General features: G+C 46.9%; 21 protein-coding genes. 1 reads left to right on the top strand and 20 read right to left on the bottom strand.

The features are described 5' to 3' along the window. Positions 1-67: 67 nt before the first annotated feature. The 9 genes from C7R92_RS01175 to C7R92_RS01135 form a co-directional block, all read right to left on the bottom strand. Positions 68-763 carry a TerC family protein gene (locus C7R92_RS01175; RefSeq protein WP_106832934.1) on the bottom strand — a complete coding sequence of 232 codons (696 nt, stop codon included), beginning with the start codon at positions 761-763 and terminating at the stop codon, positions 68-70. A 55-nt stretch (positions 764-818) separates the two neighbouring features. After that, positions 819-2057 carry a TerD family protein gene (locus tag C7R92_RS01170; protein ID WP_106832933.1) on the bottom strand — a complete coding sequence of 413 codons (1239 nt, stop codon included), beginning with the start codon at positions 2055-2057 and terminating at the stop codon, positions 819-821. Positions 2058-2127: 70 nt separating this feature from the next. Further along, a complete protein-coding gene (locus C7R92_RS01165; RefSeq protein WP_106832932.1) occupies positions 2128-2712 on the bottom strand; it encodes a TerD family protein in 585 nt (194 codons plus the stop codon). Between the two features lie 36 nt (positions 2713-2748). Then, positions 2749-3330, bottom strand: a complete 582-nt coding sequence (locus tag C7R92_RS01160; RefSeq protein WP_017250921.1) for a TerD family protein — start codon at positions 3328-3330, stop codon at positions 2749-2751. A gap of 45 nt (positions 3331-3375) precedes the next feature. After that, entirely contained in the window at positions 3376-3984 is a 609-nt protein-coding gene (locus C7R92_RS01155; protein ID WP_017250920.1) for a TerD family protein, read from the bottom strand. Between the two features lie 160 nt (positions 3985-4144). Further along, entirely contained in the window at positions 4145-4951 is an 807-nt protein-coding gene (locus C7R92_RS01150) for an HAD family hydrolase (protein ID WP_017250919.1), read from the bottom strand. Beyond that, complete coding sequence (locus C7R92_RS01145) at positions 4948-6045, bottom strand: cysteine protease StiP family protein (protein ID WP_106833074.1); 1098 nt, start codon at positions 6043-6045, stop codon at positions 4948-4950. Before C7R92_RS01145 ends, C7R92_RS01150 begins: the two co-directional genes overlap by 4 nt. Positions 6046-6105: 60 nt before the next feature. Then, positions 6106-7482: a phosphoribosyltransferase family protein gene (locus tag C7R92_RS01140; RefSeq protein WP_244195609.1), complete on the bottom strand. Its 1377-nt coding sequence runs from the start codon at positions 7480-7482 to the stop codon at positions 6106-6108. Continuing rightward, positions 7415-8620, bottom strand: coding sequence for an HpcH/HpaI aldolase/citrate lyase family protein (locus tag C7R92_RS01135; protein WP_106832930.1), 1206 nt, complete (start codon positions 8618-8620; stop codon positions 7415-7417). Before C7R92_RS01135 ends, C7R92_RS01140 begins: the two co-directional genes overlap by 68 nt. Positions 8621-8866: 246 nt before the next feature. On the opposite strand from C7R92_RS01135, the gene C7R92_RS01130 reads away from it, so the two are divergent. Continuing rightward, positions 8867-10027, top strand: coding sequence for a TerD family protein (locus C7R92_RS01130; RefSeq protein WP_106832929.1), 1161 nt, complete (start codon positions 8867-8869; stop codon positions 10025-10027). Between the two features lie 35 nt (positions 10028-10062). Here the strand turns inward: C7R92_RS01130 and C7R92_RS01125 are convergent, their stop codons facing one another. The 11 genes from C7R92_RS01125 to C7R92_RS01075 all read right to left on the bottom strand — a co-directional run bounded on the left by C7R92_RS01125 (position 10063) and on the right by C7R92_RS01075 (position 22473). Next, positions 10063-10518 carry a tellurite resistance TerB family protein gene (locus tag C7R92_RS01125; protein ID WP_069845765.1) on the bottom strand — a complete coding sequence of 152 codons (456 nt, stop codon included), beginning with the start codon at positions 10516-10518 and terminating at the stop codon, positions 10063-10065. A 420-nt stretch (positions 10519-10938) separates the two neighbouring features. Next, positions 10939-12234, bottom strand: coding sequence for a (Fe-S)-binding protein (locus tag C7R92_RS01120; RefSeq protein ID WP_106832928.1), 1296 nt, complete (start codon positions 12232-12234; stop codon positions 10939-10941). After that, positions 12227-13642, bottom strand: a complete 1416-nt coding sequence (locus C7R92_RS01115; RefSeq protein ID WP_069845768.1) for an FAD-binding oxidoreductase — start codon at positions 13640-13642, stop codon at positions 12227-12229. Before C7R92_RS01115 ends, C7R92_RS01120 begins: the two co-directional genes overlap by 8 nt. A gap of 27 nt (positions 13643-13669) precedes the next feature. Further along, the gene (gene murQ, locus C7R92_RS01110) at positions 13670-14578 is read right to left on the bottom strand and encodes an N-acetylmuramic acid 6-phosphate etherase (protein ID WP_069845770.1); all 909 of its coding nucleotides are present in this window, start codon (positions 14576-14578) and stop codon (positions 13670-13672) included. Positions 14579-14622: 44 nt separating this feature from the next. Then, the gene (locus tag C7R92_RS01105) at positions 14623-15591 is read right to left on the bottom strand and encodes an ABC transporter ATP-binding protein (protein WP_106832927.1); all 969 of its coding nucleotides are present in this window, start codon (positions 15589-15591) and stop codon (positions 14623-14625) included. Continuing rightward, a complete protein-coding gene (locus tag C7R92_RS01100; RefSeq protein ID WP_026043275.1) occupies positions 15588-16562 on the bottom strand; it encodes an ABC transporter ATP-binding protein in 975 nt (324 codons plus the stop codon). Before C7R92_RS01100 ends, C7R92_RS01105 begins: the two co-directional genes overlap by 4 nt. Positions 16563-16580: 18 nt before the next feature. Then, entirely contained in the window at positions 16581-17801 is a 1221-nt protein-coding gene (locus C7R92_RS01095) for a serine hydrolase domain-containing protein (protein WP_106832926.1), read from the bottom strand. A 25-nt stretch (positions 17802-17826) separates the two neighbouring features. After that, positions 17827-18660 carry an ABC transporter permease gene (locus C7R92_RS01090; RefSeq protein ID WP_106832925.1) on the bottom strand — a complete coding sequence of 278 codons (834 nt, stop codon included), beginning with the start codon at positions 18658-18660 and terminating at the stop codon, positions 17827-17829. A gap of 15 nt (positions 18661-18675) precedes the next feature. Further along, positions 18676-19617, bottom strand: coding sequence for an ABC transporter permease (locus C7R92_RS01085; RefSeq protein ID WP_017250910.1), 942 nt, complete (start codon positions 19615-19617; stop codon positions 18676-18678). A 72-nt stretch (positions 19618-19689) separates the two neighbouring features. Continuing rightward, positions 19690-21225, bottom strand: a complete 1536-nt coding sequence (locus C7R92_RS01080; RefSeq protein WP_106832924.1) for an ABC transporter substrate-binding protein — start codon at positions 21223-21225, stop codon at positions 19690-19692. Positions 21226-21252: 27 nt separating this feature from the next. Then, the gene (locus tag C7R92_RS01075) at positions 21253-22473 is read right to left on the bottom strand and encodes an anhydro-N-acetylmuramic acid kinase (RefSeq protein ID WP_106832923.1); all 1221 of its coding nucleotides are present in this window, start codon (positions 22471-22473) and stop codon (positions 21253-21255) included. Positions 22474-22679: the final 206 nt, after the last annotated feature.

Genomic DNA, 22679 nt, shown 5'->3' with positions numbered 1-22679 from the left:
GTCGCAATGACCTCGCTCTTATCATGTATCTTCTTTATGGACTTACCACTTTTCACACAATCAAAAACTAGGCAACAGCTTTTTCTGATTTTTCCTCTTTGCTTTTTCTACTTTTCAACCACCCAGCCAGAATGACAGCGACCGTTAAAACGATGGTAATAATCAGACCAACTGTGCTAGAAATATAATTTTGAATGATTTTGTCTTTCACAATCATATCGCCAGCAGTCCAAGCCAGAATTCCCGATCCAATGTAAGCAATGATTGGGAATCTTTCCAAAGCCTTCAAAATAAATGCCGATCCGATCAGGATAATCGGAATCGAGACAAGTACACCAATTGCGATTAACGTAATACTTCCGTGACTCACACCTGCAACCGCGATTACATTGTCCAAACTCATCAACGCATCTGCGTATATGATCGTCCCTACTGCACCCATTAAGGTCGTTCCACTCTTGATATTGTCCTCGCCTTCATCAGCAGCTAACAGCTTGTAGGCTACCTGAAGAAGCAGTAAACCACCGATTGCTTTTAAAAGCGGAATTTGAATCAGCCAGACCACCATCGCAGCAAAAACAATACGTAGCGTAATCGCACCAAAAGTACCGATAAAAATGGCCTTCTTCTGTTGTTGTTTCGGGAGATTTCTCGCTGCCATTGCAATTACAACAGCATTGTCTCCGCTCAACACGATGTCAATCAGGATGATCGCTAGTAGCGCGCTCCATGATTGAACTAAAAAATCAACTATCATTTCCATAAATACAGTTCACTCCATTTCTAATGATGTCCGCAAATAGTAACTGTATCTTTTACTATTTCGAACCGACTGTCCAGCGCATATTCCACCCGTAGTAACGATCCATCTCCTGATGACCGGAGAAGTATTCAACCAATCTCCTGATATTGAACGTATCACCTTGTCTCTCAATCATCGCTACGGCACACACCCCTTTACGCGGGTCATGCACATCCATTTTCACTTCAATGGCTGGATTGTCAGCTTGCGTAATCGTTACCACACCATCGGTTTCTGCCCATTTGGCAACACCTTCGTAAATAAAAGCGTAGATTAGGATTCGTTCGAATTCCTTGACATTATTTCCGTTGATACGTAGATTCTCTCCTTCTGATCGGGTGCCTGTGCGGTCATCCCCATCTAATGCAATATAAGGAAAGTCGCGGTAATCGCCAAGATTTCCACCTAATGCTTGTATACACCCTTTATATCCATCTGATAATTCAAAAAGGCAGCCAAGGTCTAAGTCAATTCCTTTGCTTCTACCAAAAAAGCCCGTGTTCTGCTTTGTGCCTTTATTCCAGTTGAGGTTAACTAAGAGCTGCCCCAGGTTTGCTGAGGTTTTCTTTAAACTAATTGCCTCTCCCTTTTTCTTCAACTCAATTTTTGTGATCGAAATAGGGGGAGAAGTAGACACGACGGGTTCGGGTTTCGGTTCGGGTTTCGGTGCAGGTTTTGGTTCTGGCGCTTTCGACTCCGGCGTTTTTTCTTGGGATACCTCGATCCCAAAGTTTCCGCACAAAGCTGCCAGACCGCCATGAAAGCCACTGCCAATCGCGTTAAATTTCCATTGTCCTTGATGTCTGTATAGCTCTCCTGCCACAATTGCATTTTCAATCGTAAAACTATCGAACGGAAATTGAATAATTTCAGAGTTAGTAGAAGGATGTAGAATACGAAGACAAAGACTCGAAACACGATTAAATGAATGATTACGTGCAACCGCATCATAAATGGTAAGAGTAAAAGCGATCTTTTCTACATCAAGTGGTACATTCATTAAATCAATGTCAAAACGCTGTCTTTCGCTCGATCCTGTTAGAAGAGATACAGAGCCATTCGTTGATCTGGGGTTGCTGTAGAAAATAAAATCTTCTTCTTTGTTAACTTTACCACTTTTCCCGATTAAGAAAGCCGAAGCATCCAGGTCAAGCCCATCGTTAGCAGTCCAGCTCAGTTCCACTGTAATTTTGGAAAGTCCAGGATTTGACTTCGTTACATCGATTTTTTGTCCCTTAATCGTCGTCATTCCCATTTCGATCACCCTTTATTTCAAAGGTCAGAAAACAGGTGCTAGCGCAATTACTAGCACCCATTTCTGGAAATTATGAAACTTGCAAACCAAAGTTATTGGCTAACGCTCGTAGACCACCGGAAAAACCGCTACCCACTGCTGCAAACTTCCACTCGCCTTGATGGCGATACAATTCACAAACAACAATTGCCGTTTCTACAGAGAAATCTTCTCCAAGATCGTAGCGCAGAACTTCTCTGCCTGTTGTTTCATCTACAATTCGAACAAACGCATTTGATACTTGTCCAAAGTTTTGGTTTCTGATATCAGCCTCATGAATCGTAATCGTGATCGCTACTTTTTCAATGTCAGCTGGAACAGCCTTCAAATCCACTTTGATTTGCTCATCGTCGCCGTCACCCTCACCAGTCAGGTTGTCACCAGTGTGAACCACCGATCCATTCCCGCCTTGAAGGTTGTTGTAAAAGACAAAATCTTGAATCCCGGACGCTCTTCCACCTGTACGCAAAAGGAAAGCAGCTGCGTCGAGGTCAAAAGCTTGTCCGCCACTGTATTTATTTGTGTCCCAACCAAGACCAACAACGATTTTTGTTAAATTCGGATTGCCTTTTGTAAGATCAATTTTCTGACCTTTAGTTAAACTAATAACTAACATAAAAATTCAATCCTTCATCTGTGGTTTGTATGCTTCTTATCCGATGTTTACTCCGAAATCGCGAGCGAGTCCTGCCAATCCATCTTTGTAACCAGAACCGATTGCACTGAACTTCCATTCGCTACCGTTACGATACAGCTCTCCAACTACAATCGCAGTTTCGATAGAGAAGTCTTCGCCCAAATCATAGCGGAGTAATTCTTCGTTGTTTGCAGGATTTACCACGCGTGCATAAGCGTTGGAAACCTGTCCAAAGTTTTGGTTACGAGTTTGCGCATCATAAATCGTGATAGCAAAAGAGATTTTTTGAATACTAGCCGATACTTTGGACAAATCAATATTGATTACTTCATCGTCGCCTTCCCCTTCGCCAGTGCGGTTATCACCAGAGTGCACAACGGAACCGTCAGGGCTAGTTGCATTATTGAAGAAAATAAAGTGCTGGTCATCCAGTACTTTTCCTGCATCATTCAAGAGAAATACGGAAGCGTCGAGGTCGAAGCTTTGTCCACCGTCATACTTATTTGTATCCCAACCAAGACCTACCTGAATTTGAACCAGACCAGGATTCGTTTTCGTGAGATCTACCTTTTGACCTTTTTGCAAAGATACTGCCATGTTAAAAAACCTCCTTATATTTCATTCATTTTAAAAACTTTCAAATTAGCTATATCTTCTTACAAGTTGGGAGATAGCTGTGTCTGTCGTCCCTTCGCCAATCGCAGAAAACTTCCACTCACCATCGTAACGGTATAGTTCTCCTATAATTAACGAAGTTTTTCCCGAATAATTATCGGTTAGATTAAACTTGCACAAATTCTGATTGTTCGAAGCATTGACTACGCGAATATACGCATTGCCGATCATCCCGAAATCTTGGCGACGACTCACACAATCGTAAATATTCACAACGAACACCAATTTATGTACATCATTGGGTACTCGGCTCAAGTCTACGTTCACTTGCTCATCATCACCTTCACCATCTCCGGTGAGATTATCTCCTGAGTGTGATACGCTGCCGCATTGACTTTTTTTGTTGCCGAAGTAAACAAGGTTCTTCTCTTTAGTTATTTTCCCGTTCTGGTCGAGCATAATTACGGAAGCGTCACAATCGATGTTTGCGTTACTCCCGCCACCAAAAATGCCTCCAAGCAACCCGCCACTTTTCTTGACCGGGTCCCAGCCTAGACCTACTAACAATTTCGTTAATCCTGCATTCCCTTTTGTCAGGTCGATCTTCTGACCTTTTTGCAAACTGACTACTGACATGTTCTACCTCCCAACCTCATTAAAATTTTACAGATTCATGTAATGAAGTAAAATTTTTTAGACATCATTATTATTTCATAAATCTACCAAAATATCTACATGAATCCCGTAAAATCGACGATATGTGCAATATTTTGACAAGTAATAACGTTTTACAGATTTAACGCGTTATCTTTATCTGCTCAATTACCCAGTCAAGAATTTCCTCTGACGCTCGTATTCCATTCTTAGCTGTAAACTGAAACGGTGTGTCTTGTGCTGATATTTGAGCAAGATGATAGATTTCCCCATGAGAAGGAATCAGAGAGTTTTTCGTGCAGGACACCAAAGGCAAATCGAGCAAAGAGTCTCCCGATGCGAAAATCTCTGTCCTCTTTTCGATGTCTTTTACATAGAGGACTGCATCGCGTTTATTCACGGCTCTTGGCACAAAATAAAGCTTTCTCCCCTGGATGGATACTGTCCAATTGCCTTGCTCCATCCATTGCACAAAACCGTCCCATTCGCTTGTTGGCATATTTTGGCGATCGATGATGAAATAATGAAACAGATCTTCTGCCGATTTTCCATTGAGAATCCAGCTTGAGTCTTTTATGTCTTCAAAACGCGCCAAAATATCCGTGATGGATATGCACTCATCCTCTATACGCTCACGAATTTTTTTGTTCCACGACTCATCGACAGCCCCATTACGGATGATATTCCCACCATTGCTCGTGACCGCATACGCAGGCCGCAGCTCGTTCTGAAATACCGTAATTCTCCTATATTGCTCGATCGTTCTCGTAGTCACTGGAATAAACAGCATGTGCTTATGGATCTCTTGCAGTAGCAATAGTGCCCGCTCTGTCATATACGAAATTGGCTTTCCATCCAGTTGCTCGATTAAGCGTACCTGTAGCGTCGGGTCCGTTAAGAACCGCTCCGAATATATCAACGTCTGGTCAAGATCACTGGCAAAGATCATCGGTTATCCTCCCCCTGTGGACGAATGATCCCACAACAAGAGTAGGAAAGGTCTGAACGTTCTTCAACCGGTACACCGCGATCATGGGCCAGCAAAAGAATGTGGGCTAAATAAGGATTATCCATTCGATTCACAAGGATTTTCCACGGAACTCTTCGCAAAAGGACACGAGTGGTCTCTCCCACTCCAGGCTTGATTAGATTGATATCATTTATCTTGTAATCCTGTTGTATTCGCTGGATATCACGTTCGCCACTCCATGTGATCCATTGCTCCTCATCTTGAATCAAGTGCATGCTGCACTGTTGCTTCGCTGTGTCTGCCAGCTCGTGGAAATGTTTAGCGATGGTATCAACAAAAAGATTGGATACATCCTCAGACAACCATTCACGATAGTATTTCGCCCCGTGAAAGTCTGTAGGTCCGATTAAATCCTGGCGATGAACAGTCCGACTGACCAAGCCTGATACCGTAGAATTGAGACATGCACTCGGGATAAGAAAATCTTCCCGTGTTCCAAACTTGCTCACACAATGACCAGGATCAGCCAATACTGCCAGATCGTCATCAAGATGAGTTCCCAGCTTTTCATTAAAGGATTTGATCGCTTTTTGCAGCACCCGCGTAATCGCACCTTTTCCCGTCCATCCATCCACAAACTGAATTTTGGCTCCTGGATGCTTGTCTAGCATATACAAAAGAGCATTCTCATCGATGCCCTTTCCACGGATAATAGAGATGCTATAGTGTGGAATATGTAACCGATGAATGGATTCCAGATACCTTTTTATTAAAATGCCAATTGGCGTTCCTGCCCTGGCAAGTGAGGCAATCACTACATTATTTCCCTTCGTAGCCTGAATCAGCTCTGCTACGATGGCAACTGCCAATGCAACCTTTTTGGCTGATGTTTGTAAGGTTTGATGGAACAATTCAATATATTCTTTTGTTGGACGGTATTCGATCGGTAGCATCTCTGAGTAATGGTGTCCCGTCTGAATTAATTCCTCACGATCCTCTGTCTCTGTCTCCCTTATTAATCCGTTTATCTCTTTAAGCAGAAATATCACATCACCTGGAGGGTAGCTGCCCATTGGTGAAGGTTCTTGGATTACGCGTTGTAAAGACTGTAAATTCAAGAGTCTACGCCACCTTTATCCGAAAAATACGATATATTTATTGGGGATGGAAAGATTATTCACCACGTCATAAAAGGAGCGCAATCGCTCTCCCGTCGTCCCTCGCTCAAAAAATACGAATACATCTGAATAGTAGTTATCAGGGATGTTGTAACAAAAATTCGGTACAAGCGGGTCATCAGGAGAAGAGAAGGAGAATGCATTTTTCACTGCGTACTTCTCCATCTCAGAAGGATGGATCGGGCTTCTTGTGGTCGACTGGTACCAAACGTCATCACCCATATGCGCCGCAATCATCATTGGGATGTACATAAATTCGCCTGTCCCCATGCATAAAGTTTTTCCGCTCCTATACGCGCCTAATTCGATTCCCGTTTTTTCGCAGTACGTATTCAGCAAGTTTTGATCCGAGCTTATCATCCCAAAACGTCCCGTTTGCAACAAATACGGCCGTTGATTAGGAAAGTCGCTTGAATCCATAGAGGTATAGCTCAAACGGGGCCATTCTGCCCCATCCATTTGTATAATTTTAGGGAAGCTGCTGGTTCGCTCAACAATACTCTTTTCTTCATTATCATTCTTTTCAACCGGTGCTCCCTCCACTTTGATTTGTCCTTTCACGAGGGATACGTTAGTAATTGTGATGTTTAATTCCTCTTGTAACTCCCTGAATCGCTGACAATCCTCATCAGATCGCCAGTCGAGCAAGGAAGCCACAATGTAATGACTACGAGGATACTTCTTTTGTATTTCTCGAATGATATTGAGCGCAGTTTTGCCTGTAGTGATCTCATCATCTACCAAAACAATCGGCGCATCTGTGGATAACAAGTGGTCCTCACGAGGGTACATAAGATGAGCCACTGCGTGAGAATGCTCCTCTTCAAACGTAATGGATGGCTGTATATCCTGAATCATTTCTCTTGTCGTATGGATATAGTACGCGTTGTTCTGAAAGCAGCTAAACATGGAATGACCGAGGCCCGTTGCAGTTTCGGCAAAGCCGATAAAAAGCACCTGCTCAGGCAGTTCAAATCGCTTTTGCATCAGTTGCTGGAAGACCTCTTGACTTCTCTCTTGATTCATCAAGCCTTGAACGAGTGGAGCAGTATCCACCTGCTGACCGTAGTAGGCTTCTAAAAAACGCGTACCTAGTAAAGCACCACTCACCAACGATACAGCCGGAATGACTGGAATATGCTTTCCTAGTACCTTACTTACGAACAAAAAGCCTCTCTTCTTATTAATCCGACCTGCCATTCCGAAAAGAAGCTCTAGTGGAAGATCAAATGGATTCTTCTCCACAATCACTTCCACTTCCAAACTATCGAGAATATTGAAGCTGTATCTTGGAGGATTTTGCCAAGAGGTTGATAAAGTTGTTGTGTCCATGATACACCCCATAAATTTTTGATTTCACCAAAACTCTTTTTGCCCAATTAGTATGCGGCTTTACTTCATTCATTTTGTTGGAAAAGTTACTTTTCAGTACTCCGTTGGAATTGCTTTGCAGGATGCTCATGGCATCCTCGTATTCTTCATGGCTAACAACAGAGAGAGAATGAATGATTTTGATATGACTTGGATGAATGATGGTCTTGCCCGTCAATCCATTCTCTTTATCTAGGAGCACTTCTTTTATCAGTCCGTCTTCGAATTTATTTAAAAGCTTTAATCTCAGTTTTCTTCCTTGTACGCCACCAAGCTGTTTTTCAAAAGGCGACTCTCTTAGCTGCGGCTTGAGCAGTCGATCCCCATTAGTGAAGTACTCCCAAACCGGTCCAGAGAGAACATACCCCTTTTCGGTTCTGGTAAAAATATTGACCATGTCACTAATACAATCCCGAATCGTAGAAATGTCGTAGATAGTCACATCGGGTCCCCTTCTCAACCCAAACAGGCTGGAAAAATCAGTAGCACCCATCCGGACGTTCAAAACGAGATCTTCATATTTATCTAAAATTTGCCGAATCGAAACAAGCTCGCCCACTCGCGTTTCTTTATAAATAACCTCAGCAGATTCCAGAATAGGCATACCGTAAACCGTAAAAGAAAGAGGGGCGTTAATCGAATGGAGAATGGAAAAATATTCTTCGCCATTTCTGCTCGTGAATTTTGGGAAAACAAAACCAGCGAGCACATATAGATCTTCACCCAGCGTATCTGCTATACGTTTCATTTGGGCTGCGTCCCGAACCCGAATAAAAATAAGAGGAACATCATTGATATCCAGTTCACCGAGTCGCAGCTGGTGTGCCAGGGTAGCAAATTGTTTAAGCAAGCTTTGCTCCGCTTCCACAACTTCGTGATCACCGATTGCATCTTCCAGACAAGCCACCATCGAAACAAGACCTTCATGCTTCTTTCGAACGATATCTTGAGAAATCGTTGCCTTCGTTGCAGGCATGTATAATGTGGCTCCCAGACTACAGGAAAGGATTTCCTTCTCCGTGTTTCTATTAAACGAAACCGGTTTTCCATAAAATAATTCATCGCGTTCTTCTGCACTCAAATAATCGAAATGTCTCATGAATAAACGTTTTTACTACAATAGTAAAAACCCCGCCCCTTTCCTAATCTATCCATACCATTATCATTTGGAAGCTATACACATTTAAATAACATTACATCCAATAGAGAAAACAACTGTAAATATAACTTACTCTTTCCAGTATAATAAAAATGTCGATATGAAACGAATTAAATTTCGACAAAAATTACGAAAACAATGTCATTTTTTCTTGTTTTTTGATGACGCTGGAATAGGAGACATTCTATGCTACTAAAAAAAGGGCAGAAAACGGATATTACCAAAAATATCAATGCAGAAAAGTGGATCGTATGTTTAGGATGGGAATCAAAAGAGGAGATTGAGATTGACTCTGCGGCATTCTTGTTAGATATTTCCGGGAATTGCCAACAGGATGAAGATTTCATTTTTTACGGAAATACCATGAGCATCACCCAAGCAGTAAAGCACTCAACAGCGCCTGGTAAAGATAAAGAGCAAATAGAAATCATAGAGAAGAAAATTCCTCCTAACATTCATCGAATCGCATTAACTCTAACCATTCATGAAGCTGAAAAAAGAGACCACCGTTTCGGACAAATTCATGACGCATACGTTCGAATAGTGAACTCGTCTGATGGAACCGAATTATTGCGCTTTGAATTTGGATCAGATTTAGAGAACGAGACCGCAATTGTTACTGCTGAACTATATCGTTATAACGGAGAGTGGAAGTTCAATGCAATTGGAAGTGGATTTAACGGAGGATTAGCTGCGTTATGCCGCAATTTTGGACTTGATGTCAGCGATGAGGAAGAGACATTACCGCCTCCTCTCCCCGTTACATTAACCAAAATTGAACTGACAAAGAAAGAGTCTGTACAAATAAGGAAATCTGAAAAGATCACCACTCATCTGGAATGGACCAGCAAGAAAGACCTGGATTTGTATTGTTTCTTTGTTACTCGGGATGGCGTAGAAGGAAAAGTCTATTACAAAAATAAAGGCACCTCAACAAAGTCACCGTTTATTACATTAGATGGAGATTCCAAAAATGCCGGTAGAGAAACCATTCACATTCATCGCCCAGATCAATTGCGCTATGTTTTATTCGCCGCCTATAGTGCATTAAGTAATGGAATAGGAAGTTTTAAATCTATGCATGCAAGGGCTGTTGTGGAGAATCACGTAGGACAAACTGTGATCGCTCCCTTATTAGAAGAAAATAAATATGCCTATTGGGTTGCCATTGCCCACATTGACTTTACAGATCAAAGCGAAATGAAAATCAGCCACGTAGAAAAATACTCGAAGAATAACTCAGAAAAGTCTCCGCTCCTTTATAAGGATGGAAGTTTTAAAATGGATGTTGGACCTGAAGAATTTAAGTCTCCCTCTATCTTTAATCTATTTGGAGCGAAAAAGTAAAAAAAGAAGGGCTACCGATCAGGCGCCCTTCTTTTTTATAGCTGAAACTCTGCTGGATTGAGATTAACAACCCCACAAATCTCTCGAACAACGGATTTTTCCTGTTCATCAAAATGACCATCCGCGGAACCAATTGCGCAGCAAACACTGACAACAATACGCGCAGCCTCAGCATTATTTTTATATTTTCCTATCACTTTCAATGCCTCCATCTTGCCGACACCGTGATCGAATTCAAAGCCAGATACAAAGTGATTAAATCTCGCAATGACATCATTCATGTTAAATACCTTTAACTCTTCACTTCTTCCAATATAAGCAGCCATCTTTTGTTTTTCTGCGGAATCAATACTGCCATCGGCAGCCGCTACCAATGCGCAGCCTGCTACCACTGCATCTAGAAAATCTCGGTTTTGAAACTTTTTCACTTGCTCTTGCAAACCAACTTTTGTCGATTTCAACCAGTTTGTGAACGTACTCGTCATTGACATCCTATTACCTCCATTAAAAATTTTACATTATTTCCTTCTATTATAATACATTATTCGACAGCGATTAACAAAATCTGTTATCCCGCTCTCTCTTTTCGAGGAATTGGAATTAGATATATGCGGGTCCAATAAATCGCGGAGACCATCTCCGAGTAAGTTGATTCAATGCTGGAAATGTTGCTGCCATACGCAAAACCTCATCAAGCAAATCGTAAGGACCTATAACTGCGACTTTGATTTCCATCGCTCCCTACCACTTCCTCTCCGAATTTTTACTGCCATGCATTTGGCCATTCTTACATGCAATTTCCGTTAATTGTCCTTTTATTTTTATCCCCTTTTTCTATGAAAAAAACGTGCAAGGAACCACTCCGTCTTGCAGAATGATTCCCTACACGTTTTCTCGACTATACGATTCTATTATTTCTGACTGACACGCGCCAGCAAATCGACGATATGCACGGCCTCCATCTTTCCTTCCAGCCCAGCTCGATGAATGCCTGCTTTCATTTGCAACAGACAGCCCGGATTCGAGGTCACGAGAATGTCTGCTTGGGTAGCCGCTACATGACCCATTTTTTCATCTAAAAGGCTTCCGGCCATCTCAGGCTGCACCAGATTGTAAATGCCCGCTGAGCCGCAGCAGCGATCTCCCTCGCGGAGCTGTACGTATGTGGCTCCCGGAATGGCTTGCAGCAGGTTCACTGGCTCTTTGGTCACCTTCATCCCGTTGCGCAGGTGACAGGAGGATTGATAAGTAATCCGTTGGGGCAATGACTGCCATTCTGTTGGTTCCACGAGGAGTGCAAGCACCTCGCTAATATCCTTCACGCGTGAAGCGAACCATTGTGCCTTCTCCTGCCATTCTGCATCTTCCGCCAGCAAATGGTCGTATTCCTGTAGCATCGCCCCGCAACCGCCTGCATTGGATACAATGATATCCACATCAGCCTTGTGAAAAGCAGCCACATTTTTTCGCGCCAGATGGCGAGCCTGTTCACGCTCACCGCTATGTGCATGGAGAGCACCGCAGCACACCTGGTCTGGAGCGATGATTACCTCGCAGCCTGCCTCACTCAGAAGCCGCACGGTGTTGCGATTCGTCTCATTGAATAAGACATCCATGATACAGCCGTGAAACATTCCTACGCGATACTTGCGCTCGCCTACGGCTGGAATAACCGTGCCACCGAAAAAGTCCACGATCCCTTTTCCAGATGCTTCAGGCATGATTGCTTCCATTTCCCGCATTTGCTTAGGCAGGATGGATAACACTCTTAGCTTGCGAACGGCTTTTTGCACTCCTGAGCGCTGATAGAAGTGCAAGAGTCCACCGAGCTGGTACATGCGTTTCTGATGAGGGAACAGGTGGAAAAACGCGAGCTTGCGGACGGCTTTGACCCACCATGGATGCTCCTGCACTTCTTCGATCGCTTCTCTCGTCTGCTCGATCAGTTGACCGTACGGAACACCTGCTGGGCATACCGGCTCACATGCCCGGCAGCCTAGACACAGATTCATTTGATCGACGAAATCTTTGTCCGGCTCCATGACACCGTCTGCTACGGCTTTCATCAAGGCGATGCGACCTCGTGGAGAAGCTGCCTCATAGCCTGTTTCCCGAAAGGTCGGACAGGCTGGCTGACAGAAGCCGCAGCGCATACAGTTGGACAGCTCGTCGTAATCGAGTTTATTCACCAAGGCTTCTTTAAGCACGCTGGACCACCACTCTGTTCCGGGACTGTTTGGCAAACATTTTGTCAGGGTTCAGGAGATTGTGAGGATCGAAAGCGTACTTGATGCCTTTCATGATCTCCATACCTGCGGCCCCTACTTTCCACTCCAAATACGGTGCCTTGACGATTCCTACGCCATGCTCTCCCGTAATCGTTCCCCCCAAATCGATTGCCGCTGCGAAAATTTCCTCGAAGGCATGCTCCACACGCTCGATCTCTTCCGTGTTGCGAGCGTCTGTCATGCAGGTCGGATGCAAATTGCCGTCTCCTGCATGACCAAAGGTACAAATTTGCAGTCCGTAACGCTCCGTAATCTCTTGAATCGCGGCGACCATCGGCGCAATCGCGGCGCGGGGAACTGTTGCGTCCTCCAAAATGGTCGTCGGACGCATCCGTGACAATGCGGCGAGCGCACTGCGTCGGGCGGTCATTACCTCATCAGCTTCCTCGGCTGTCTTCGCTACCTTAATTTGGACGGCATCATTCTCCTCACAAATAACAGCGATCTGCTCCATGTCCCGATCAACCGTCTGTGGCTCTCCGTCCTGACCGATCAGGAGGATCGCCGCCACATCTGTCGGAAGCCCGATCTTTTTGAAATCCTCGACAACACGGATCGTGCCCTGATCAAGAAATTCAAGCGTGCCAGGAATGATACGATTGGCAATGATAGCAGAAACAGACCTCGCCGCCTGTGCCATATCTGCGAACATCGCCAGCATAACCCGCTGTGTCTGCGGCTTCGGAATCAGCTTGAGAATAGCCTCGGTAATGATCGCCAATGTGCCCTCGCTACCGACCAAGAGCTTGGTCAGATCATAGCCCGCCACATCCTTCATCAGCTTGCCCCCGGTACGGATGACCTCTCCGTTCGGCAACACAGCTTCGAGACCCAGCACGTAATCCTTGGTTGTTCCGTACTTCAACCCTCTCAGTCCACCTGAATTAAGCGCAATATTCCCGCCAATCGTGGAGATGACCATGCTGCCTGGATCTGGTGGATAAAACAAACCAAGCGCCTCTACCGCCTGATGGATATCGACCGTTCGAACCCCCGGCTGTACCGTTATCGTCAAATTTTGTTCGTCAATCTCTACGATCTGATTCATCCGGCTCAATACCAAAACAATTCCGCCACCGACTGGTATCGTTCCGCCGCATAGATTAGAGCCTGCTCCACGCGTCACAATCGGGATGTGATGTCGTGCTGCAACTCGCATGACCTGCTGGACTTCGGCTGTGCTCTTCGGCATGACGACCACATCCGGCAATGCTTGCTGCATCGGCGTCGCGTCATACGAATAGGCGACTAATGCTTCCTGTTTGTCGAGACAGTTTTTCTCTCCGACGATGGCACGCAGCTCTTCGCGAATGGATTCTGGCAACATGGAATCTCTCCATCCTTTCCCAAAAACTTAGTCCAACTGCTGAATGGCTTCCCTGATTCTTCCATTGGTAACATTTAACAAACGAGTGGCCTCTTCCCTGCTCGATCCCGTCAGCTTCATGATAATAGCTGTCTTCGCATCACCATCTGCCTGATCAGCCAGTTGCTCTGCTTCCTCGTAACTCGCTCCGGTCACTTCCATGATGATCCGCTTTACTCGTTCCTTCAGCTTGAGGTTGGTTGCTTGCACGCTGACCATCAGATTTCCGTACACTTTGCCCAAACGAATCATCGTCGCTGTCGTCAGCATGTTTAGCACCAGCTTTTGGGCTGTTCCTGCCTTGAGTCTCGTCGATCCGGTCAATACTTCCGGTCCTACGACCACATTAATCGCGACATCTACGCCTTCATTGATGTACGAAGGCTTGTTGCAAGAGACAGCAACCGTCTTGGCTTCGATCTTCTGTGCCTCTGCCAAAACACCGAGAACATACGGAGTCCGTCCACTGGCTGCGATTCCTACGACCACATCATTTTTGGTCACGCCGTATTTATGCACATCTTCTTGACCTAATTCAAAAGAATCCTCTGCGCCTTCTACCGCGCGTACCATTGCAGATGGTCCGCCTGCAATCACACCCTGAACGAGCTCAGGCTGTGTACCAAAGGTCGGCGGGCACTCGGACGCATCCAAGATCCCTAAACGTCCACTCGTTCCAGCACCAAAGTAAAACAGTCTCCCGCCCTTTTCCAATGCGTGTGAGATGACCTCTACCGCATCGGATACTTGATCGAGGACGCGCTCTATCGCATAAGGAACCTTCTTGTCCTCATCGTTCATCATTTGCACGATGCCTCGGGCACTCAATTGATCCAAATCACTGCTGCTCTCGTTTTTTCCTTCAGTCGTCAATGCTTGCAAGTTCTCCAGATTCATGCTCTATCGAACCTCCTTTTCAATCTTACTGCCCCATGCTCACTTCATGACTGCTCCAGATGGCAAGTGACAAAATGCCCTCTCGATACCTCGCTAGCCACAGGAGCAACCGTTTTGCAAATGTCCATACAGTGGCGGCAACGCGGATGGAATGTGCAGCCAGACGGCGGATTTGCTGGACTAGGCAGGTCTCCCTCCAAAATGATCCGCTGGGTCGTCAAATGGGGATTCGGTACAGGCACCGCTGATAACAGTGCTTGTGTATATGGATGTGTTGGTTTCTCATACAACGATTGTTTATCCGCTACCTCCACCACTTTTCCGAGATACATCACCGCTACCCGGTCCGAAATATGGCGGACGACACTCAAATCATGCGAGATGAACAAATACGTCAGATTGAACTCCTTTTGCAAATCTTGCATCAGATTCAAAATTTGCGCCTGAATCGACACGTCCAGAGCAGACACAGGCTCATCAGCCACAATCAGCTTGGGGCGCAATATCAGTGCCCTTGCTATGCCGATCCGCTGGCGCTGACCACCGGAAAACTCATGCGGAAAACGATCCAGCTGCTGCTTGGAGAGACCGACGATCTGGATCATCTCCTCTACATGCTTGCGGCGTTCTACTGAATTGCCGATGCCGTGGATGATGAGTGGGTCCTCCAAAAGCTGTCCGATTGTTTTTCGCGGGTTCAGCGAGGCAAACGGATCCTGAAACACGAGCTGCATGTTGCGTCTTGCCCGGCGCAGCTCTGTTTCATTGAGCTTGCGGATATCCTGTCCTTCAAAAAACACTTCTCCGTCAGTTGGCTCAATCAGGCGTAGGATGCAGCGTCCTGTTGTGGATTTCCCACAGCCTGATTCGCCAACGATGCTGACGGTTTCGCCCGGGTAAACCGTCAAGTTGACCCCATCGACGGCACGGACGACTTTTTCCTTGCTGAAGAATCCTTGCTTGCTCGTGAAATGTTTGGTCAATGATTTGACTTCCAACAGTGGTTGCCTCATTGCACGTCCTCCTCGCGATACAGCCAGCAGCGGCACTTTTGGTTGTCTGCGACAGGCGTCAGTTCTGGATTTTTCTCGCGGCAAATATCCATGACCTGTGAGCAGCGCGGTGCAAAACGACATCCCGCAGGCATTTCGCTCAAAAGGGGCACCGAGCCCGGAATCGCATCCAAACGCTCTTGGTTAACACTGACAGAAGGCATCGATTTCAAAAGTCCTCTCGTATACGGATGCTTCGGCTCGTCAAACAGCTGCTTGACGTCGGCTTCCTCTACGATTTGACCTGCATACATGACGATGACACGATGACACATCTCCGCCACGACTCCCAGGTCATGTGTGATAAGCAGGATGGAAGTGCCTTGCTCTTGACGGACTTTTTTCATGAGTTCCAATATTTGCGCCTGAATCGTCACGTCCAAAGCCGTCGTCGGTTCGTCGGCAATCAAGAGCTTGGGCGCACAAGACATCGCCATCGCAATCATCACACGCTGACGCATCCCGCCTGACAATTGGTGCGGATAGTCGGAAATGATTTCATCGGCACGCGGAATCCCGACTTCTTTCAAAAGCTCGATCGTTCGTCGCTTGGCTTCCTGTTTGGACAGTCCGAGATGCCGACGCAAGGGCTCGCTAATCTGTTTGCCGATCGAATGCAATGGGTTGAGCGAAGTCATCGGCTCCTGAAAAATCATCGCGATCTGATTGCCGCGAATCGTCTGCATTTGTTTATCCGTAAGTGAGAGCAGCTCCTTGTCTTGAAAACGGATGCTCCCGGTCATCTCTACATTCCGTCCCAAGAGCTGCATGATGGACATGCTGGTCACGCTTTTTCCACATCCGGATTCACCGACCACACCGACAGTTTCACCAGGCTCTACAGAGAGACTGACACCCTCGATCACGGTCAGCTTTTTGCCTGCTTGGATAAAAGAAGTTCGCAAATCATCAATCGTAAGCATTGCTGCCATGAGTACTCCCCCTTTTCATCAGGATGTGTGGTCAGGTTTGATTACAGAAAATAATCGGTTATGGTGAGCGGTCCGCCACGCCCCGATCAACGGGTTCGCGACAGGATGCACGCGGTTTGTCAATGTAATCAGCGTCACGTCTCTCTCCGGGTCCGACCAGATAGACGTTCCTGTAAAGCCGGTATGCCCAAAGGCGCATTCCGAGACAAGGTCTCCCCCACTACAACCTGCGGCAAGCTGTTCTAAGGAGCCGCCTGTCGGGGAAATGATCCACCCCAATCCTCTGCGATGAATCGAATGGTCTGTGAGTGAGCGAGTAGCCAAGGCACACAGCGTCGGATCAAGCTGCACGGAAGCCTTCCCACTCGTCCAAATGTGCATGTAGCGCTCTGTATCAGCCAAGGTAGAAAAAAGTCCGGCGTGCCCACTGACACCTTCCAAGCCATAGTGCGCGTTGCAATCGTGAACCGTGCCACTAATCACCCCTTCTCGCCAACCGTATCCGGTCAAAGCCTGCTGCCATTCCAGCGCCAAAGGATGTCTGGCTTCTGCCAGCTCCGACAAAAAAGTCACTGCCATCTCTTGTTCAAAGGCATTGCCCTTCTCCGTAGCAGCTATGTCCATTCCTTGCATACGTGTTTGTTCCAGCGGCAAGTAGCTCGTATGAAACATTCGGCTCGGTTGAAAAATCAGTCGCATCGCCAGCGCGTCCAGTTCCTCGTCCCAGATGCGCTCCAGTAAAAAGCCCAGCAGCATGAATCCCGGATCACTGTACACAACGCTTCGTCCCGGGGCGTCCAGCATCGACTCGTTTGCGATGAGCCGCAAATAGTCCTCCCGATTTTTCCCTAGCAAAAAGTACGGACGCCATGCAGGAAGTCCCGATGTATGTGTGAGCAGGTGAATGATTTTGATCTGCCCTTTGCGTTCCTGATCGTGGACGCTCGCCAATTCTGGCAGGTAGGTCGTCACAGAGTCAGTCAATGAGAGCTTGCCTTCCTGCACACTAATGAGAATGAGCGGCAAGGTCACCATCACCTTGGTCAAAGAGGCCATATCGTATATCGTTTGACTATGAACCGGCCTTCCATCTTGTCCATAGCTTGTTTTTCCCATGCAGACTGTCAAAGCTGGCGCGCCTTTTCGCAGCATACTGACAGCGCCTCCCGGAAAAATGCCCTGATGAATCCCTTGCGTCAGACTGAACTCCATTCGTTCTCTGATCTGTTGCACGTTCATTCGTTCTCACCTCTGCCTATCGTTCCTATTTCCCACGATGACGCGGGTCGAGAATATCACGGACAGCATCTCCAAACATGTTGCAAGCAAGAATCGTCACCGTCATGGCCACACATGGCCAGATAATCATGCCCGGAGCCAACTCCATGTAGCGACGCGCCTCTGAAATCATCCCGCCCCATGACGGGTCTGGTGGCTGAATCCCCAAGCCCAAAAAGCTGAGGGCCGATTCGGTCAGGATCGCGCCTGAAATCGCCAGAGAGGATTGAACCAGCAGCGGAGCCGTTACATTCGGCAAAATTTCTTGAAACAAGATACGCGGTGTACTCGCACCGATGGCACGAGCGCTTTCTACGTACTCCAGATTTTTGATAGAGAGAACTGCTCCCCTCACCGTCCGGGTGAAGATCGGAATGTTCACGATTCCGATGGCCATGATCGTGTTAAAGGTTCCCGGCCCTAATACTGCGACAATCGCCAGCGCCAACAAAATTTCCGGAAAAGCAAACAGAACGTCCATACAGCGCATGATAAAACCGTCAATCCAGCGCCCGAAGTAGCCAGCGATCAAGCCAAACAGCGTACCGAAAACGACGCTGACAAGAACGGCAGAAAGCCCGACCACCAGCGATACGCGCGCACCGTAGATGATGCGGCTCAAAAGATCACGACCAAACTGGTCCGTACCTAGCAAAAACTCACCTGAGCTGCCTTCCATCCGATGATCCTGAAACATTTGTGTCGGGTCATGCGGAGCCAACACTGGAGCCAGCACTGCCGTCAAACAGAGCAACGCCAGCAAAATGGAGCAGAAGACGGCTGTCTTATTCGCCAAAAAACGCTTTCGAAATGTGCTCATGTCGCATTCCCCTTGTCAATACTTGATACGCGGATCAATCCAGGTATAGATCAGGTCGATGAGCAGATTGACCAGGACAAACACCAGAGCGACGAACAAAACGCCTCCCTGTACAACCGGATAATCCCGCTGATAAATTCCCTCCAGAATGTACTGGCCCAAACCAGGAATCGAGAATAGCTGCTCGACGATCACAGACCCGCCCAACAGGTAACCGATCTGCATACCTGCGATCGTGACAATCGGAATCGAAGAGTTGCGGAACGCATGACCTATGACGATTGTCCACTTACTGTTACCTTTGGCCCGTGCTGTCCGAATAAAATCTTTGTCCATGGTTTCCAAAAACGCTGAACGAGTCATCCGCATCACACCAGCAGCCACTACAATCCCCATCGTTGTCGCAGGCAGTATGAATACCTTGAACGCCTCGATCGGATCTTCCCAGAAGTTCACCACATCAATGGGCGGGAACCAGTTGAAATAAAGGGAAAAACCGAGCAATAGCAGGGTCCCGATGGCAAAGTTCGGAACAGAAATACCAAGCAGCGTAAACACACGAACCACGATGTCTGTTTTGGAATGAGCGCGAATCGCCGAAAGAATCCCGAACGGAATCGCGAGCACCCACCCAATCAGAACGCCAAATACAGTCAGTTGCATGGTGATGGCAAAACGCTTGAGAATTTGGGGCAAAATCTCTTCTCCTGTGTGGACCGACACACCAAAATTCCCTTGCAGGATTCCTGTGATCCAATGCAGATACTGGTTAATCAACGGCTGATCCAGCCCCATGCTTTTATTCAACGCCGCAATTGCTTCCGGTGTGGCATTCGTTCCTAGCATGATGGAAGCTGGATCGCCCGGCACCAGATGCAGGATCGTGAAGATCAAGACGGATATGCCAAACAGGATGGGAATCAGGCTGGCGACACGTTTGATTAGGTAAGATCCCACGAGTTTCCCTCCATATTTAGAAACTTGGCTCCGCCTAACCTCTGGCGGAGCCTTCCTCACACGTATGCTACATTACTTGATCGAAGTTTTGATCAGCGAGTATACTTCGCCCGCTGCCGACGGCGTGAAATCAATGTTGTCACGTACCGCGTAGTAGTTTTTCGGAGATGCCAGGAACAGGTTCGGTGCATCTGCTACCAGCATGGTTTGTGCTTCGTCATACAGCTTTTTGCGCTCTCCTTGATCTACTGTCGTCAGTGCCTTTTGCACCAGTTCATCGTAGGCAGGATTGGAGTAGTTCCACACGTTAGCAGAACCAGTTGTCGAGAAGAAGAAGCGCATGGAACGGTCAGCATCTACACCAGAAGTGTTGCGGCCTACCATCAAGTTCATGTCCTTGGATTTCCACGTTTCGATGTAGTTCCCCCACTCAAGCTGGTTGATCTTCGCATTGATGCCGATTGCTTTGAGCTGTTGTTGAATCACTTGTGCCGTTTCCACCATATCTGGGTAAGTTGCTGCTGTTTCGATTTGAGTCTCGAAACCGTTTGGATAGCCCGCTTCCGCCAGCATTTGCTTCGCTTTTTCTACATCTGTTTTGTAGGTCGGATAAGTAGCTGGGTCCAAAGCCGAGTTGGTCAAAGCAGGAGCGATCGGACCAGTCAGAGTCGCTTCCCCTTTCCAGACAGTCTGGATAATTTGGTTACGGTCAACGGCATAGCTGATCGCTTCGCGCACTTTTGGATTGTCAAAAGGCTTTTTGTTTACGTTAATGCCCAGGTAACTGTACTCCAAGGATTGGTAGTTCTTGATCTGTACGCCTGGCTTGCCTTCCAAGAGCTTCGCAGAATCAGCAGACACCATGCTGATGTCGACTTTACCAGAGCGAATCGCAGCGAGACGCTCAGCCTCGTCCTTCATGATTTGGAACTTGATGGACTCTACCTTTGGCAGTTCTTTATTGAAGTAATCCGCATTTTTCTTCAGCAGGACATATTGTCCCGACTCACTTTTTTCCATTTTGAAGGGACCGGTACCGATTGCTTCCTTGGTCAGGTCAGTGGAGCCTGTTGGCACGATGGAAGCATAGGCGCTTGCCGTATTTGCAACGAATGAGGCATCCGCATTTTTCAGCTTGAAGACAACTGTCGTTGGATCTTTCACTTCAATTGCTTCTACGCTGGAAAAATACGATTTCGCGATCGAACCTGTGTCTGGATTCATGATTCGTTCAAAGCTGAATTTTACGTCCTCTGCCGTCATGTCTTTTCCGTTGTGGAATTTGACGCCTTTTTGCAGGAACATGGTGACGGTTTTGCCGTCTGGCGCAATCTCCCACTTCTCTGCCAGGTTCGGTATGATGTTCATGTTCTCGTCCAGCTTGGTCAGGCTATCGTAAATGAGCGCATAGACACGCACACTGGATGCCGCTGGAACCTTGTGTGGGTCATAGCCCACTGGCTCTTGCTCGGCTGCCACGATCAGTTCTGTTTTTGCTTGTCCTTCCGCTGACTTGCCTTGCTCTGCGGGTGCTGTTCCTCCACCAGAACAAGCGGAAAGCACGAGAGACAATGATAGGAAAAACCCTGCCAATACTCTTTTTTTCACGATGGTACCCCCTCTGTTGATCTCATGTTAGAAGCATATATTTCCTAACGGTACGGCCCTCTTCGCCCCTGTTACGGATGGCACATTGGATGGTCGGCCCATTAGTGTCTCATGGCCCAAAATGGCAAAAGCGACGGCTTCCTTCGCATCGTCAGGCATCCCAAACTGCTGCGCCGTCATCACGGTCATTCCTGTCGGCAATTGACGCTGCAGCATGGCGAGAAGCGTCTGGTTATGAGCGCCTCCCCCTGAGACGATCACTTCCTCCACTTTGGTTGTGGGTAATACGAATTGCACATAGGCGTTCGCAATTGTCGTGGCAGTCAATGCTGTCACGGTTGCTAACAGATCCGTCTGACTAATTCCGAGTTGATCCGCATCATGAAACAGCTCTTGGGCAAAAGCTTTGCCGTATACTTCGCGGCCTGTACTCTTCGGTGGCTTGATCTGGTAATACGGGTCCTGTAGCCATTTTTCCAGTAGCACCGAAGAGACGGTGCCACCTGCGGCCAGCTTGCCACCCTCGTCATATCTCATCTGTCCGTTGGTCATGAGCTGGACGATTTGATCCATAATCATATTGCCAGGGCCTGTGTCAAAAGCGACGACCTGATCAATCGCTGCGCTTGCAGGAAGTAATGTGACATTGGCGATTCCACCGATGTTTTGCAGTAGTCTGCCTTTTTGCGGATGGCGGAACAAAATATAGTCTGCATACGGTACAAGCGGTGCTCCTTCTCCATCAGCAGCCAAGTCTCGAGCGCGGAAGTTCCCCACTACCGGAATACCCGTACGTTCTGCCAGTGTGGACAGCTCGCCGATTTGCAAGGACGCCCTGACCTCTGTCATTCCTTGTGGTCCGGGAAATGGCGTGCGCCCGGCAATATGCCAAATGGTTTGTCCGTGCATACAGACTGCGTCTACTTCGGCTGTCGTGACACCAGCTTTCTGCATCAATTGCTGTACCGCATAGGCATACCATTCAGATAAGCCGTAATGAACCGCAGTCAACTGATCCACTCTCGCTGTTTCGACACTGCACAGATTCATGACCCACTCACGCAATTCATCGGAGTAAGGCATATAAAAAAAATCGCGGAGAGTCACCTTTTCGATCTCGCCCTGTTCATCTGTGCGGATCGTTACGAGTGCGGCATCAACGCCATCCAGCGAAGTTCCCGACATGAGGCCGATGAGTACATGCTCATTTTTCGCACGATAATCGAGCAATTTTGCAGGTTGATCCATGTCAAAAGCCCCCATTTAAAAATCGAGAATCGTTGAAAAATTCGTTCCTGTTATCGCTTTCATTATATGTAGCAAAATTACACAAGTCAATCGATTATTAGTAAATTTTATTTCTTGAAATAATAACCATGGACAAGCCTCTCCCCGTTCAAGCTGTCACAGCACTAACCCGTTATAGTGAGGAAAACCAGTGAAGTTATGGGTAT

This window comes from Brevibacillus porteri (genome assembly GCF_003013475.1).
Taxonomy (GTDB): Bacteria; Bacillota; Bacilli; order Brevibacillales; family Brevibacillaceae; genus Brevibacillus; species Brevibacillus porteri.
The sequence above is the reverse complement of the archived record's forward strand: the minus strand, read 5'-3'. Positions and strand labels throughout refer to the sequence as shown.

What these genes read in the sequence shown, in the direction of transcription:
- C7R92_RS01090 (WP_106832925.1), bottom strand. Translation starts at nt 18,660, where the DNA reads ATGAGCACATTTCGAAAGCGTTTTTTGGCGAATAAGACAGCCGTCTTC.
- C7R92_RS01125 (WP_069845765.1), bottom strand. Translation starts at nt 10,518, where the DNA reads ATGTCAATGACGAGTACGTTCACAAACTGGTTGAAATCGACAAAAGTT.
- C7R92_RS01150 (WP_017250919.1), bottom strand. Translation starts at nt 4,951, where the DNA reads ATGATCTTTGCCAGTGATCTTGACCAGACGTTGATATATTCGGAGCGG.
- C7R92_RS01170 (WP_106832933.1), bottom strand. Translation starts at nt 2,057, where the DNA reads ATGGGAATGACGACGATTAAGGGACAAAAAATCGATGTAACGAAGTCA.
- C7R92_RS01105 (WP_106832927.1), bottom strand. Translation starts at nt 15,591, where the DNA reads ATGAGGCAACCACTGTTGGAAGTCAAATCATTGACCAAACATTTCACG.
- murQ (WP_069845770.1), bottom strand. Translation starts at nt 14,578, where the DNA reads ATGAATCTGGAGAACTTGCAAGCATTGACGACTGAAGGAAAAAACGAG.
- C7R92_RS01160 (WP_017250921.1), bottom strand. Translation starts at nt 3,330, where the DNA reads ATGGCAGTATCTTTGCAAAAAGGTCAAAAGGTAGATCTCACGAAAACG.
- C7R92_RS01135 (WP_106832930.1), bottom strand. Translation starts at nt 8,620, where the DNA reads ATGAGACATTTCGATTATTTGAGTGCAGAAGAACGCGATGAATTATTT.
- C7R92_RS01155 (WP_017250920.1), bottom strand. Translation starts at nt 3,984, where the DNA reads ATGTCAGTAGTCAGTTTGCAAAAAGGTCAGAAGATCGACCTGACAAAA.
- C7R92_RS01100 (WP_026043275.1), bottom strand. Translation starts at nt 16,562, where the DNA reads ATGGCAGCAATGCTTACGATTGATGATTTGCGAACTTCTTTTATCCAA.
- C7R92_RS01145 (WP_106833074.1), bottom strand. Translation starts at nt 6,045, where the DNA reads ATGGGCAGCTACCCTCCAGGTGATGTGATATTTCTGCTTAAAGAGATA.
- C7R92_RS01165 (WP_106832932.1), bottom strand. Translation starts at nt 2,712, where the DNA reads ATGTTAGTTATTAGTTTAACTAAAGGTCAGAAAATTGATCTTACAAAA.
- C7R92_RS01175 (WP_106832934.1), bottom strand. Translation starts at nt 763, where the DNA reads ATGGAAATGATAGTTGATTTTTTAGTTCAATCATGGAGCGCGCTACTA.
- C7R92_RS01075 (WP_106832923.1), bottom strand. Translation starts at nt 22,473, where the DNA reads ATGGATCAACCTGCAAAATTGCTCGATTATCGTGCGAAAAATGAGCAT.
- C7R92_RS01140 (WP_244195609.1), bottom strand. Translation starts at nt 7,482, where the DNA reads ATGGACACAACAACTTTATCAACCTCTTGGCAAAATCCTCCAAGATAC.
- C7R92_RS01130 (WP_106832929.1), top strand. Translation starts at nt 8,867, where the DNA reads ATGCTACTAAAAAAAGGGCAGAAAACGGATATTACCAAAAATATCAAT.
- C7R92_RS01115 (WP_069845768.1), bottom strand. Translation starts at nt 13,642, where the DNA reads ATGTTGCCAGAATCCATTCGCGAAGAGCTGCGTGCCATCGTCGGAGAG.
- C7R92_RS01095 (WP_106832926.1), bottom strand. Translation starts at nt 17,801, where the DNA reads ATGAACGTGCAACAGATCAGAGAACGAATGGAGTTCAGTCTGACGCAA.